Origin of the sequence: Sphaerochaeta halotolerans (genome assembly GCF_003429665.1) — a bacterium.
Classification (GTDB): Bacteria; Spirochaetota; Spirochaetia; order Sphaerochaetales; family Sphaerochaetaceae; genus Sphaerochaeta; species Sphaerochaeta halotolerans.
In genome coordinates this window covers 52,921-65,913 of the sequence record NZ_QUWK01000009.1, presented here as the reverse complement: position 1 = coordinate 65,913, position 12,993 = coordinate 52,921, and the positions used below count along the sequence as shown (strand labels likewise).

The window sequence follows — 12,993 nt, the reverse complement described above, 5'->3', positions numbered from 1 at the left end:
ATATGCCGATAACCTTAGTATAGTACAGATAGTTACTGACATATGTCGATAACAATTATTATACTTAAGGAGTCATGATATGCCAAGAAGAAATGGAACAGGCCCTATGGGCTACGGACCAATGACTGGAAGAGGCATGGGATACTGCCGTGGCGGAGCTGGAGTTGGCTATGGCTACGGAATGGGTCGCGGGGCAGGATATGGCCGAGGTCTCGGCTGGGGAATGTACGCACCTCCCGTCGCTCCTGTTTCCCTTGCTGAGCGCAAGCGCATGCTTGAGGAAGAACTCAAACGAATTGATGCTCAGATGAAAGAGAGCAACGAATAGGAGGAGCCATGCCCCGTCCACGCAAATGGAGAAATGTCTGTGCACTTCCCCAAAACACCAAGTACGGGCCCCTTGGGGCCCCCTTGGATGAGACCCCCTCTATTATCATGACCGTTGATGAGTATGAAACCATACGGCTCATCGACCAAGAAGGATTGACCCAGGAGATGTGCGCTGGGCAGATGAATGTTGCCAGGACTACCGTCCAAGGCATCTATGAAAGTGCCAGAAGAAAACTGGCAGAGTCACTGGTGGAGGGCAAACTGCTCTTCATTGAAGGTGGAGAGTACCACCTGAATGACCATAGTGGTCCCCATCGTTACGGCTGTGGTCGTGGTTGCAGAATGGGCCGGGGTCACCACCAACACCGACAAGGAGATATACCAGAATGATTATAGCCGTACCTGCAGAAGAAAAGAGCTTGGACAGCGCCATTTGTGTCTCGTTTGGACGAGCTCCCGTGTATTGCCTCTATGATACAGAGAAAGAGACAAGTACATTTTTGGATAACAAAGCAGCTGAGGCACCAGGGGGAGCAGGTATCCAAGCTGCACAATTTCTGGCTGACCAGAAGATTGACAGCTTGATCACCTTCCGCTTGGGAGAGAATGCTTCAAACGTATTGAGTGCAGCAAACATCAGCATGCTCAAGGCACCGAACCTGAGTATCGCCGACACTATTGCAAACTTCCTGGAAGGGAAGCTCTCATCCCTGAATGAGGTACATCCTGGATTTCATCATGGGCACTAAGGCTACCATCGCAGTTCTCAGTGGCAAGGGAGGTACCGGAAAAACCCTGGTATCGGTAAACCTTGCCGCTGTGGCAGCAAACGCAACCTACATCGATTGCGACACGGAAGAACCAAACGGGCATATCTTTATCAAACCAACCATTGTGGGGGAATACGTCGTTACCGAACCCAAACCAGTGGTGAACCAGGATCTTTGCGACGGTTGCCGCACATGTGTGGATGCTTGTGCGTTCAACGCCTTGGCACTTATAGGGAAAAATCTCCTGATCTTCGATGAGATCTGTCACTCCTGTGGACTGTGTACATATATCTGTCCGAAAGGTGCACTCCGTGAAGAGCAGCGCCCATTGGGTATTGTAAAACGAGGACGGAAGAATGGAATAACCTTCCTCTCTGGGGAGATGAAAATAGGGGAAAGTTCTGCAGTCCCTATCATCAAGGCTCTCATGAGAGAACAGTCCACTGACCTTGTTATCATTGACAGCCCTCCCGGTAGCGGATGCTTGGTAACTGAGACAGTAGGCAACGCTGACTTCTGCCTCTTGGTTGCTGAACCAACCATTTTTGGGGCGCACAACCTGGCGATGGCCCATGAGCTGGTCACCCTTATGGGGAAACCCTCTGCAGTGCTCTTGAACAAGACCCAGGAGGGGGAGAACCCCAGCGAAATCTACGCAAAAGAACACGGACTCAAGATTATTGGTTCCTTACCCTACGACGAGCATTTGGCACTTCTCTCCAGTGACGGGCATCTAGCCGTCGAGGAAGATGAGCACTATCACACCTATTTCAAAGAACTGCTGGAAGCAATAACCAAGGAGGCCAGGCATGCATCAGATTCTGATCCTCAGCGGTAAGGGAGGAACAGGCAAGACCACTGTTGCCAGTGCGTTCATCAAACTCAGTGAAGCAAAAGCCTACGCCGATTGCGACACAGATGCACCAAATCTTCATCTGGTGATGGGCTCCTATGAACAAGAGCAGAAGAGAGACTACAGGGGATTACCAAAGGCAGTCATCGACCCTGATCTCTGCATCAATTGCAACAAGTGCTATGAGGTGTGTCGCTTTGACGCCATCAAGCCAGGGAATCCTTACAGAATCATTCCTATTGCCTGTGAAGGATGCAACTACTGCACTCATGTCTGCCCGGTGGAGGCAATACACAGCGAAGAAGCAAAAGTTGGCGATCTGAAGCTTCTGAAGCGAAACAATGAGGTATTCTCTACCGCAACGCTTCTGATGGGCAGTGGCAATACCGGGAAACTGGTCAGTGAGGTAAAAAACCAACTGAAGGAAGTGGGTAGTGAGCATGAAGTCGCAATTCTTGACGGCAGTCCCGGCATCGGATGCCCGGTAATTGCCTCCTTGAGTGGGGTCGATTTGGCTCTTATGGTTGCAGAACCTTCACTCAGTGGGCTCTCTGACTTGAAGAGGGTGATTGCGAGTGCCAGACAATTACAAGTACCAGTTGCTGTTATTGTAAATAAATATGATACCAATGAGCGCAAAAGTGCAGAAATAGAGGTATACTGTTATAAAGAAGGAATACCGTTCCTTGGAAAGATTCCCTACGACAAGATGGCAACCGCAGCAATCAATAGGGGCAAGACGTTGGTCGAAATAGAAAGCCTCGGAGCTGGGGCGATTAGGACCATCTATGAGAACACCTTACAGTTGATGAAGGAGCGTATTCACATATGAAAATAACCACATTGGTGGAGAATACCACCAGAAATACAAATCTTGGATCGGAGCACGGGTTAAGTCTCTATATCGAAGGGAACCAGAAAACCATGCTCTTCGATACAGGAGCAAGCGCCTTGTTTGCAGACAATGCAGAAAAGCTTGGGGTTGATCTGAAACAGGTTGACCTTGCCATCCTCAGCCACGGCCACTATGACCATGGAGGGGGGATCAAATCATTTTTCAGCTTGAATCACACCGCCCCGCTGTATGCCAGAAAGGAGGCCTTCGGGCCTTTCTTCTCCGAACGGAGTGAAGGAGATTACCACTATATTGGAGTCGACCAAGACTTGCTGAGAAATAACCGAATCCTTTTTACCTCTGCACTCACCCCGGTAGCTGAAGGAATATTCCTGTTCAGTAAGGTGGAAGGTGAGCGCTTTATCCCCACAGGGAACAAGAGCCTGTTCAAGCAATCGGGAGATACATACACTGTGGACTCATTCACTCACGAACAGTATCTGGCGATCAAGGAAGAAAATGAACACGTCCTGGTGAGCGGTTGCTCGCACCGCGGGATTGTGAATATCCTGGATGCCTTCCACACAGAATTCGGTCACTACCCTACCCGGGTAATCGGAGGCTTCCACCTCTACAACCACCGAACAGGCAAACCTGAGGACCCAGAGGTGCTCGACCAGATTGCAGCCATTCTTTTGGAAAGTAAAGCAATATTCTATACCTGTCACTGCACAGGTAAGGAAAACTATGCCTACCTCAAGGAAAAGATGGGGGATGCCATCCATTACCTTGCAGGAGGAGACGTTCTCGAATTCCCGACATATTAGGAGTAATACCATGGCACAACACAATACAGATATGAGAGTACATTCCAAGACTGGAAGCACCATCGGCAATATCATTGCAATCGTCAGCGGAAAGGGAGGAGTGGGAAAATCCTCGGTTACCAGCCTACTCGCTTCAGAAATGAGAAGAAGAGGCCACAAGGTTGGTGTGCTTGATGCAGACATCACCGGCTCATCCATTCCAAAGACTTTCGGTATCCATAGCAAAGCTACCGGGGAAGAAGGAAGAATAGAACCGGCAGTAACCAAAAATGGCATTAAGATTATCTCAACCAACATGTTGTTGGATAATGAAAGCGACGCGGTCATCTGGCGTGGTCCACTGCTTGCAAACACGGTCAAGCTCTTCTACACCGATGTGGACTGGAAAGAGTTGGACTACCTCTTTGTTGATATGCCCCCTGGCACAGGAGATGTCCCTCTTACGGTATTCCAGTCTCTTCCTGTTGATGGGATCGTCATGGTCACCTCTCCCCAGGAGCTGGTTTCCATGGTGGTGGAGAAGGCGGTGCATATGGCGCAGAAGATGGGGGTTCCCATCGTAGGTTTGGTGGAGAACCTCTCGTACTTCCTTTGTCCTGACAACCAGAAAGAGTACAAGGTCTTTGGGGAAAGCCATATCGATGTCGTTGCTGAGCACCATGCACTCAAGGTACTTGCAAAACTACCCATCGACCCACTGTTGAGTGAAGCATGCGATACCGGAACGATTGAAGCATACCAGGGAGCCGATCTTAGCGGACTCTGTGACATATTGGAATCAAGGGAGAAATAAAAGATGTTGAAAGTAGCAGTAGCAAGTGAAAACAAGAACGTGTGTGACCATTTTGGGCACTGTGAGAGTTTTGAGGTCTTTGAGACTGAAAACGGGAAGATTCTCAAGCATGACAGCATGCAAAACCCAGGGCATCGCCCCGGATTCTTGCCCAATTATCTCCATGAATTGGGTGTAAATACCATCATCAGTGGTGGAATGGGTGGTGGTGCTGTGGATATCTTCAATGAGCACAACATCGAGGTCATTGTTGGAGCCAGCGGTTCCGCCGATGAAGTAGTCAAGGAATATCTGGCAGGTAACCTTACCTCCACAGGAAGCGTTTGCCACGAGCATGCCCATCATGATGAGTGCGAATAGCAGAACTTTCCTTTTCTGCAAGGATACCCTGTCATGTACAGGGTACTTTTTTTCTACCCTCTTACAGCCCTCCTTCGTTGTATAATGGTGTTCAAGCGTTTAATAGGCCAAGGAGAAATATTCGAATGGGTGCAGAAATGGAGTTTGCCATCGTTCCTATCTTGATCCATCCAAGATGCAAGTTGCATTATTCGATGATTGGTTGGTAATTACATCCCCAGGGATGTTGATTGGTGGCCTCACTATTGAAGATCTCAAAAATGGATGTAGCAAAACCAAGAAACCGCGCTTTAGTGGCAGCTTTTACCTATATGAAGATTATTGAACAATGGGGTAGCGGGATTCCTAGAGTTTTTAAAGCATGCAAGGAAGCAGGGCTTGCTGAACCAGAATTAAGCGAAATTGGTGGTAGTTTTAGGGTTAAGATATTCCGTAAACAACAAGTTACTATTGAATTTTTGCTTTCTTTCTGCAGCATTCCGAGAACTAGAGATGAAATGATAAAAGCCATGCAATTGAATGATAGAAAGTCTTTCAAGAAAACCTACATTGATCCTCTTCTTGCATCAGGTAAATTGAGGATGACAGTACCAGAAAAACCTCATAGTCCTCTGCAAAGGTATGTAGCGACAGGTACGCAAAAACAAACAGTGCATTGATTGGGTCTCCTTGCAAGCATCCCTGGGCAAACCATGGGGGTATCAATATTTACCGATCACCTCATTTCCTCCCTGAATGTATCCAATGTCGGTATCTCTTCTACCTATACGGTAGGAACATTGGGAAGTAGTCTCATCATCAGCTATACAGAAGAGCTCTTCGACCGATAAGGGGCTAGGCCTCTTGCAGCAGTGGCAGTCGTCTTTCTAAGTCTGTTCCTTCTGTTGCTTGATTGAGTTTACGATGTCAGCCATCGTGGCAGGGAGTGCAATCGGTCCTATCGTTTCACCCACTCCTACCAGGGAACTGGTATGATCGGTCTTGTTGTCTCCCCTCTCAACTAAGCAGAACAAATGAGGAACAATCCATGGTACGAATGAAAGGTATCAATACCTTAGGGCAAGCCCTGGACTCAAGAGGCGTTGCCTCCTTTTCCGCCCCAAGGGACGGGGTATCTCACCTTGCTTTCCCGGCACTCGCTCCAGAGAGGAACCATCATGCTGATTCCTTTCCTCTCGCTCCGTTGGGGAATGAAAGATGTCATTGTATTCGCCCAACTGACTCTCCGTGCAGAATTCCTTGAACAGGAAACCATCGGTGAGCAAACAATCAGTGGGCAGTGGGCCTTGAAGAAACAACACTAGATCAAGGCAATACGAGTGCTTCCTGTTTGCTCTCTTTCCACCCTATAGGAACAGAACTGAAGGTTGTTCTCACTTGCAATCTGGGCACATGCTTCATACCCTTCCTTGAGCAGGGATGGATTGTGAGCATCACTATTGGTCACCACCTGTAGAGGGTACTCGCTTGCTATCTCCCAGAAGGGGGAGAGGGGATAGGGATTACGCCAACCATCATGTAGTTGGACCTTTCTCTTTCGCAATCCGTTTGCGTTGATCTCCAACGCAACATTATTGGCGACAGCACACTCTATAATTGCCCTGCTGCATGCTTCTGTCTCCCCGTCCCACGTATGGTAGTAGTACCCGAACAAGTCGGGATGAGCACCAAAAAGGAACAGGCCTGAGGAGAGCGATTCGCAGTACATGTCAGTATAGGTGGCGAGATTCTTCTTGGACAGTTGATTCCAGAATACCGAGTACTCTCGGCTCAGCTCTGTTGAGAGGTCATGGATGGCGCAGATGAGGTAGTCAACTCTCTCTGCAACCTCTGCATAGTACGATTGATACTCAGGGAGATAGTCGCACTCATAGCCGGTGAGAACGGAAAGCCCCTCAGGAGCCGTCTCTTTTGCTACTCGGCAATCACGCTCATACGATTCAATCTGGTCAAAGTCCATTCGGCTACGATTCCATCTTCCGTCAGGGACGGGGCAGTGTTCACTCATCCCGAGCAAGGCAATACCTTTTTCGCTTGCAGACTGGACATATTCTTCAACGGTACCACTGCCGTGGCCACAATAAAAACTATGGGTGTGGAGGTTTACCACCTCTTGAGTGTATTCTTGGTTTCTCATCATTCTTGGTCTGTAAGTATCAGAAATATCGAGGGTTTGTGCAACACCCGTACATGTGAGAAATATTTCCTCTTTTACTGTGCCAAGTCATTGACTCAATGGGAGAAATACCTAATTATTGGGCTGAATTTCCAAGGAGGCTAGCATGCAAGCAAGCATCAATTCAATTCAGTCTCTTTGTCTCTCAACTCCAGCCTAGAATCTTCTATAGGCCTACTGTGTAGGCATAATTTGCCACCGATCCAGGGAATGGCGTATGCTGACCTGGACGGGTAGTTATCTTTTCTTTTAGGAGGTTTCGCCATGAGCAAACCTACCCACAAACACATTATCATCATTTTGCTGACCATCTTCAGCATGCTCGCCCTACTCGGTTGCCAGAAGTCCGAAACGAATGAATCAAAGAGCAGCAGCAAAAAGCTCTATGTATACAACTGGTCTTACTATACCCCTGACTCTGTCATTGCCTCGTTTGAAAAGGAGTTTGGTGTAGATGTAATTCTCGATTACTTCGCCTCCAATGAAGAGATGTTCACCAAGCTTATGGCATCCTCCGGCGCGGGCTATGATGTCATCTTTCCCAGTGGGGATTATGTTTCCATCATGAAGAACCTTGGTATGCTGGAAAAACTCGACACATCCAAGATGGACAACCTTCAGTACATCTCCCCTCTCGCCTTGGAGAAGGCTACCTATGATCCTCTGATGGAGTACTCAGTACCCTACTATCTAGGAGCTAGTGGAATTGCTGTCAACAAGGAGATGGTCACCGATTACGAGAAGAGCTGGAACATTTTCGCTGATGCACGTTATAAGAATCGAATGGTGATGATGGATGACATGCGTGAGGTGCTTGGCGATGCACTTGCCTACCTTGGTTACTCAGTCAACACCACAAATCCAGCTGAGCTTGAGGAAGCAAGGGTATTGGTTAACACCCAGTGGAAACCCAATCTGGTCAAGTTCGATGCGGAAAGTTTTGCAAAGGGCTTTGCCAGTGGTGAATATTGGATTGCACATGGGTATGCTGAGGCAATTTTTGAGGAGTTGCAGGAGTCCCAATGGAACAACGTAGACTTCTTCCTCCCCCAAGACGGAGGGCCGATGTACATTGACTCAATGTGCATTCCCAAGGGAGCCAGGAATTATGAGCTTGCCCTCGAGTTCATCAACTACATCCACAAGCCGGAGAATTATGCGCAATTTCTTGACAGGTTCCACTTCCCTTCCTCGGTGAACATGGAAGCTGAGCAGTACCGCACCACCACCCCGTTCTATACCGTGGACATGCTCACTTCCTATGAGTTGAAGGATGACCTGGGAGCTAGTTTGGAGATGTACAACAAGGCGTGGGAGAGCATCCGTTATGTCGATTGACCTACGCTTGGCATAGAGGGTACAGTCATGGGTAAGCGGAGGTCTGTATGCAAAGCTTTACCCATGACACCTACATTTCACCCTTTTCTTGGCGCTACGCAAGTGGGGAAATGCGAACCGTATTCAGCGAGGAGCATAAGAGAAAACTCCTTAGGAAGGTTTGGGTTGCCCTTGCAAGCGCCCAGGAGGAAGCCGGCTTGGTCAGTAAGGAACAACTTTCTGAGTTGATCGCCCACCAAGAAGACATTGACATCGAGCGAGCCAGCGAGATTGAGGCAGAGATCCATCATGACCTCATGGCGGAGATCAAGACCTTTGCAGAACAGTGCCCAAATGCTGGCTCAATCATTCACCTGGGAGCAACCAGCATGGACATCCTGGACAACATGGATGCCATACGGCTCAAAGAAGCACTCTCCCTGATCATAGAAAAAACCAAGACCCTTCTCTCCCTCTTCCTGGAGAAGATGGAAGCATATGCAGATACCCCTTGCATGGCCTTCACCCACATTCAACCGGCTGAACCCACTACGGTGGGTTACCGCCTTGCCCAAACTGCCCAGGATATCAAAGAGGATCTGGAAGGCCTCTTGGCTGTGCAGGCATCTATTCGCGGGAAGGGAATGAAAGGAGCCGTTGGCACCAGTGCAAGTTACACGGAGTTGCTCAAGGACCATACGATGTCTGCAATGGATCTGGAACAACGGGTCATGGAGCATCTGGGACTGAAAGCATTTACCGCAGCCACCCAGGTCTATCCACGTAAGCAGGATTACCGCGTGGGTACGGCACTCAGCTCACTTGCTTGCACACTCTATAAGTTTTTCATCGACTTTCGCCTGCTCCAAAGCCCCCCCATTGGGGAATGGAGTGAGCCATTTGGGGCAAAGCAGGTAGGCTCTTCAGCCATGCCGTTCAAACGCAATCCGATCAACAGCGAGAAGATCGACAGCCTCTGCCGGTACATCTCCGCACAGAATGAGGTACTTTGGCAAAACGCTGCATCGACTCTTCTCGAGCGAACGCTCGATGACAGTGCTAACCGTCGTCTGGTACTTCCCGATATGTTCCTTGCCCTGGATGAGGTACTTCTTACTGCCAACAAGGTGGTTGAGGGAATGCAGATCCACCAGAGTGGAATTGCACGCAACCTGGAAGCATACGGAATCTTTGCTGCAAGTGAACGCCTCCTGATGGAGCTAGGCCGAAAGGGAGCCAACCGCCAGGAGATGCACGAGATCATCAGGGAGTACAGTCTGAAAGCCTGGGCAGAGGTACAAGATGGCAAACCAAACACCTTGAAGGCCATGCTCAGTGAAGATTCGACAATCCTCTCCTTCCTCTCCAAGGAAGCTGCCTTGGAGGCCTTGGATGCAACACAGTATACAGGAGACAGTGCGCTTCGTACCCGCATGGTTGCCCAGGAGATTACCTCTCTGCTCAACCGATGTTGATCAGACCGGTAAAGATCAGGTAGTAGATTGCCATACGGGGGAAGCGAATCAAGCTGGCTAGAAGGAAGTGATGTGCTTTCAGTTCCAGGATTCCTGCCACCGTGCAGATGGTTGAGAAGGGTAGCGGGGTCAAGCCACTGATGACAATCGCCCAGATTCCGTACTTGGTGATGATTTGCTCGGTATGGGTTCCTGATTGCTTGAGTACCCACTTCCTGAAGATGGGCATCAAACCAACAAGTCTCCCAAATAGGTAGGCACAAAACGCCCCTGCTACTGAGCTGGCACCCATGACCAGGATAGCCAGCGCGGGGTGCCACTCCATTACAAAGGGCCACATCAAGTCCACAGAGAGTGGTAGCACGAAGAGGTCTACGATGAAGACGTAGATTGCGACCCCATGTACCCCGAAGTTTTCAATGAACTGCTGCACTACTACGTTCTGGTCCCACCCTGCGAGCCGGTAGTACCTGAGACCAATGAAATACATCCCGAAGATAAAGAGCATTAGGAGGAAGGTACGCAGGAGGAGTTTTCGTACATCCAGCGACCCATCCTCCTTGAGATAGGTTTCTTTCTTGAAAAGTGCTTTCAGCCACGCAGGCAACTTCATATCAGTAGATCCTTGAATGTTTTGAGCAGGATGAGCCCTTCCCCTGTTCCCACTCCTTGGTAGAGAGGTGGCTTTCCCCCACCCTTTCCGGCAATGGTGGAAAGCAGGTTCTGTCTCTGCTTGGCGAAATCAAACAAGGTAGAGGCTTCTCCTACCAGGGCGATGAGCCAGAGCACCTGCTCACCATTTTGCTGTACGGCGCAGAGAGCCAAATTTTCAAATGCAGTGGCAGCCTTTCCGATGTCCTTGAGAGAAAGGTCATCCTCTACCTCCCAAAGCACAACAGGAGTGCTCTCTTTTTTTTGAGCATGTATAATCCGTTTTTCCAGCTCCAAGAATGCCAGCCGTTCATTGCACTTCTTCAGTGCGCTCTTTTCAGAAGATGCCAGGGTGACTGCCTTGGTAGCGGTCTCAACCAAATCTTCCATCGGAGAAGAGAAGAGAGCACTCAATTGTGCAACAATCCGTTCTTTCTTGCGGATTTCTTCCCGAGCGATGGTTCCAATGGTAAAGATGAGCCTAACATGCCCCCTGATCATCTCCTGCCCTTCATAGTGGAAGAAATCAATCTCCTTGGTGTTGGCTACGTGGAGCCCACCACAGGCAACGGTGTCGATATCAGTAACGACTACCAGCCTCACCCCGTCCCCGTTCACTTTAATCGATCTTCTCAGGTCCAAAGCCTGGGCACTCTGCTGGGTGTGGACTTCATAGGTAACTGGCTTTGCTTCACGCACGCTCTGGTTCACCATATCCTCCAGGGCATAGCAGACGGAGACAGGAACTTCCTTCTGGTCAGTCTCTATGGTGAGGATTCGCTCTCCTTGGTGTACGCTGACCGTGGCTATGGAGAAGTGGCGGAACAACAAGCCGCTGGCCACATGCTGGGCTGTATGCATCTGCATGTAGTGATAACGGTGGTCCCAGTCAAGAGAGATGTCCACCGTGTCCCCGACAGAAAAATCAGGGTCTTCCACATGGTGGTAAATGGTGTGTTCATTGTCCTTTGTAGTATCCAGAAGAGGTTTCCCTGCTATGGTTCCCCTGTCTCCTGCCTGCCCTCCCCCTTCGGGGTAGCAGATGGTCTTGTCCAAGACTACTCCTTTTTCTGTAATGGAGGTGACAACTGCTTGGAGGGTCTGCCGATAAGGTTCTTCATAATAGATAGGTTTTGAATGCATGTTCAGTCCTTTTCGTTAGTGTAGTGGTGGCTGGTCGTCCACCGGTAGGGCAGTATGTGCCACAGGAAGGTGGACGTTGTATTTGATTGCAACGAGGCGAATCAAGAAGACCACACTACTTACTATGATACATTTGCTCAAGAGTCCAATTTCTGTCAACTCGAGTGCAAGGTAAAGTATGCCACCGATGAGGCTGGCGGTTGCATAGAAGTCACTGGTCAATACGGTGGGAATCGAGCGGCTCATGACATCACGGACAACACCGCCTCCCACTGCAGAAAACACGCCACAGAGTAACTGTCCTACCGGCCCGATCCCAAACATTGCCCCTTTTGCAACTCCAAGGGCTGTAAAGACTCCGAGACCAAGGGAATCGGCAAAGAGAATGACTCTCCAGCGACCCACAACCTTGGGAGCAAGAAAGAAAACTGTCAAACCGGTGCCCACACAGATTAAGATGTAGGCGCTGTTTGAGAAGGCGGCGACCGGGGTTGCCCCAATTGCTGCATCCCTGAGCATGCCTCCTCCACATCCGACTGTGCAGGCAAAGACGACTACTCCAAGAATGTCCAACTTGAGCCGTACCCCTTTTACTGCGCCGGTTATGGCAAAAATGAAGGTCCCCAACAGATCAAGGATATATATGATGCTCTGCTCCAGTTCCATGGGTTGAGGGTACCACCAAACCATGACTTGTCCAAGATGGAGAACTGTACTATCTTTACTAAGGTCGATAGGAGAATGTTATGGCAATAATAAAATCTGCATGGGAACTGGCCTTGGAGAAGACAGAAAATTTACAGGCCGACCCGAAGAAAATCAAGAAAGAACAACTAATCAAGAGGGGCAGACAACTTGCAGCAACCTTCCTCATGGATATAGATGCCACCAAGGAGGGAACGAAAAAACAGTATGCCTCCTACGTTGGCCAAGAGAAGGATGCAGTAAAGGAAGGAATGGCAATCACATTCCTGTCCAATCTCTCCCTTCCTCGCAATGCTACCTACAAGGAATCCTTTTCAAAGGTCCTTGAACTTGGGGAAATCCTGGGTGATGGCAACGAGGAATTGAAAGAGTTGCTTGGACAACTGGAAGGTTTCTTCAGCCAGTACCTGGAAAACCAGGAGGACTTGATTGAACGGATGAAGCAACAGTTTGCTCCCCACCTTCAGCAGAAGCAAGCTCAGCTCCAACAGCAGTATGGTCCTAATTTCACGCTCCGCCCTGAGCAGGATCCTGAGTTCATGAAGCTTCTGGACAAGCAACTGGGTCAGCTGGATGAACAGTACACCAATATCCTGAACCAGGTGAAAGATCAGATAAAACAGATTCTGGGTGTAGAGTAAAAACCAAAGAATACTACGTAAAGATTAAGCCTTCCGTCTGTCGGAGGGCTTTTTATATCTGGATAACCAAAGGAGAGGCTCCCCTCCTGCAACACAGGAAAGGAGTCTCTGTATAGG

General features: G+C 49.2%; 20 protein-coding genes. 15 read left to right on the top strand and 5 right to left on the bottom strand.

Features of this window, described 5'->3' with window-relative positions; all coding sequences use genetic code 11:
- The first annotated feature begins 79 nt into the window (after positions 1 to 79).
- The 11 genes from DYP60_RS09520 to DYP60_RS14270 all read left to right on the top strand — a co-directional run bounded on the left by DYP60_RS09520 (position 80) and on the right by DYP60_RS14270 (position 5,598).
- Positions 80 to 328 (top strand): DUF5320 domain-containing protein, encoded by a 249-nt coding sequence (locus tag DYP60_RS09520; RefSeq protein WP_117330770.1) that lies wholly within the window; start codon positions 80 to 82, stop codon positions 326 to 328.
- Positions 329 to 336: 8 nt separating this feature from the next.
- The gene (locus DYP60_RS09515; protein ID WP_117330769.1) at positions 337 to 720 is read left to right on the top strand and encodes a DUF134 domain-containing protein; all 384 of its coding nucleotides are present in this window, start codon (positions 337 to 339) and stop codon (positions 718 to 720) included.
- Positions 717 to 1,079: a NifB/NifX family molybdenum-iron cluster-binding protein gene (locus DYP60_RS09510; RefSeq protein WP_117330768.1), complete on the top strand. Its 363-nt coding sequence runs from the start codon at positions 717 to 719 to the stop codon at positions 1,077 to 1,079. The genes DYP60_RS09515 and DYP60_RS09510 overlap by 4 nt, the downstream gene beginning before the upstream one ends.
- Positions 1,045 to 1,938, top strand: a complete 894-nt coding sequence (locus tag DYP60_RS09505; RefSeq protein ID WP_117330767.1) for a nucleotide-binding protein — start codon at positions 1,045 to 1,047, stop codon at positions 1,936 to 1,938. Before DYP60_RS09510 ends, DYP60_RS09505 begins: the two co-directional genes overlap by 35 nt.
- Positions 1,910 to 2,785 (top strand): ATP-binding protein, encoded by an 876-nt coding sequence (locus DYP60_RS09500; RefSeq protein WP_117330766.1) that lies wholly within the window; start codon positions 1,910 to 1,912, stop codon positions 2,783 to 2,785. Before DYP60_RS09505 ends, DYP60_RS09500 begins: the two co-directional genes overlap by 29 nt.
- A complete protein-coding gene (locus DYP60_RS09495) occupies positions 2,782 to 3,615 on the top strand; it encodes an MBL fold metallo-hydrolase (RefSeq protein ID WP_117330765.1) in 834 nt (277 codons plus the stop codon). The genes DYP60_RS09500 and DYP60_RS09495 overlap by 4 nt, the downstream gene beginning before the upstream one ends.
- 10 nt (positions 3,616 to 3,625) lie before the next feature.
- The gene (locus DYP60_RS09490; protein WP_160526227.1) at positions 3,626 to 4,408 is read left to right on the top strand and encodes an Mrp/NBP35 family ATP-binding protein; all 783 of its coding nucleotides are present in this window, start codon (positions 3,626 to 3,628) and stop codon (positions 4,406 to 4,408) included.
- Between the two features lie 3 nt (positions 4,409 to 4,411).
- A complete protein-coding gene (locus DYP60_RS14445) occupies positions 4,412 to 4,768 on the top strand; it encodes a NifB/NifX family molybdenum-iron cluster-binding protein (protein WP_160526228.1) in 357 nt (118 codons plus the stop codon).
- Between the two features lie 175 nt (positions 4,769 to 4,943).
- Positions 4,944 to 5,093: an ATP-binding protein gene (locus DYP60_RS14765; protein ID WP_206363128.1), complete on the top strand. Its 150-nt coding sequence runs from the start codon at positions 4,944 to 4,946 to the stop codon at positions 5,091 to 5,093.
- A complete protein-coding gene (locus tag DYP60_RS09485; RefSeq protein WP_202384424.1) occupies positions 5,029 to 5,427 on the top strand; it encodes a Fic family protein in 399 nt (132 codons plus the stop codon). Before DYP60_RS14765 ends, DYP60_RS09485 begins: the two co-directional genes overlap by 65 nt.
- Positions 5,428 to 5,598 carry a hypothetical protein gene (locus DYP60_RS14270; RefSeq protein WP_206363127.1) on the top strand — a complete coding sequence of 57 codons (171 nt, stop codon included), beginning with the start codon at positions 5,428 to 5,430 and terminating at the stop codon, positions 5,596 to 5,598.
- Positions 5,599 to 5,634: 36 nt separating this feature from the next.
- Here the strand turns inward: DYP60_RS14270 and DYP60_RS14265 are convergent, their stop codons facing one another.
- The gene (locus DYP60_RS14265) at positions 5,635 to 5,781 is read right to left on the bottom strand and encodes a hypothetical protein (protein ID WP_160526230.1); all 147 of its coding nucleotides are present in this window, start codon (positions 5,779 to 5,781) and stop codon (positions 5,635 to 5,637) included.
- A 23-nt stretch (positions 5,782 to 5,804) separates the two neighbouring features.
- On the opposite strand from DYP60_RS14265, the gene DYP60_RS14010 reads away from it, so the two are divergent.
- Complete coding sequence (locus DYP60_RS14010; RefSeq protein ID WP_133299325.1) at positions 5,805 to 6,011, top strand: hypothetical protein; 207 nt, start codon at positions 5,805 to 5,807, stop codon at positions 6,009 to 6,011.
- A 57-nt stretch (positions 6,012 to 6,068) separates the two neighbouring features.
- On the opposite strand, the gene DYP60_RS09480 is transcribed toward DYP60_RS14010, so the two are convergent.
- Entirely contained in the window at positions 6,069 to 6,878 is an 810-nt protein-coding gene (locus tag DYP60_RS09480) for a histidinol-phosphatase (RefSeq protein ID WP_240622856.1), read from the bottom strand.
- Between the two features lie 330 nt (positions 6,879 to 7,208).
- Here DYP60_RS09480 and DYP60_RS09475 point away from each other — a divergent pair, with 330 nt between their 5' ends.
- Together DYP60_RS09475 and purB are read left to right on the top strand one after the other, a co-directional pair.
- Complete coding sequence (locus DYP60_RS09475; RefSeq protein ID WP_117330764.1) at positions 7,209 to 8,282, top strand: extracellular solute-binding protein; 1,074 nt, start codon at positions 7,209 to 7,211, stop codon at positions 8,280 to 8,282.
- Positions 8,283 to 8,329: 47 nt separating this feature from the next.
- Positions 8,330 to 9,736 carry an adenylosuccinate lyase gene (gene purB / locus DYP60_RS09470; protein WP_117330763.1) on the top strand — a complete coding sequence of 469 codons (1,407 nt, stop codon included), beginning with the start codon at positions 8,330 to 8,332 and terminating at the stop codon, positions 9,734 to 9,736.
- Here purB and DYP60_RS09465 read toward each other — a convergent pair.
- The 3 genes from DYP60_RS09465 to DYP60_RS09455 are packed head-to-tail and all read right to left on the bottom strand — an operon-like array spanning position 9,723 to position 12,196.
- Positions 9,723 to 10,349, bottom strand: a complete 627-nt coding sequence (locus tag DYP60_RS09465; RefSeq protein ID WP_117330762.1) for a YqaA family protein — start codon at positions 10,347 to 10,349, stop codon at positions 9,723 to 9,725. The two genes, purB and DYP60_RS09465, sit on opposite strands and share 14 nt — an antisense overlap.
- Positions 10,346 to 11,530, bottom strand: a complete 1,185-nt coding sequence (locus tag DYP60_RS09460) for an alanyl-tRNA editing protein (RefSeq protein WP_117330761.1) — start codon at positions 11,528 to 11,530, stop codon at positions 10,346 to 10,348. Before DYP60_RS09460 ends, DYP60_RS09465 begins: the two co-directional genes overlap by 4 nt.
- 15 nt (positions 11,531 to 11,545) lie before the next feature.
- Positions 11,546 to 12,196 (bottom strand): trimeric intracellular cation channel family protein, encoded by a 651-nt coding sequence (locus DYP60_RS09455; RefSeq protein ID WP_117330760.1) that lies wholly within the window; start codon positions 12,194 to 12,196, stop codon positions 11,546 to 11,548.
- An 80-nt stretch (positions 12,197 to 12,276) separates the two neighbouring features.
- On the opposite strand from DYP60_RS09455, the gene DYP60_RS09450 reads away from it, so the two are divergent.
- Positions 12,277 to 12,876, top strand: coding sequence for a DUF6657 family protein (locus DYP60_RS09450; protein WP_117330759.1), 600 nt, complete (start codon positions 12,277 to 12,279; stop codon positions 12,874 to 12,876).
- The last annotated feature ends 117 nt before the right edge of the window (positions 12,877 to 12,993 follow it).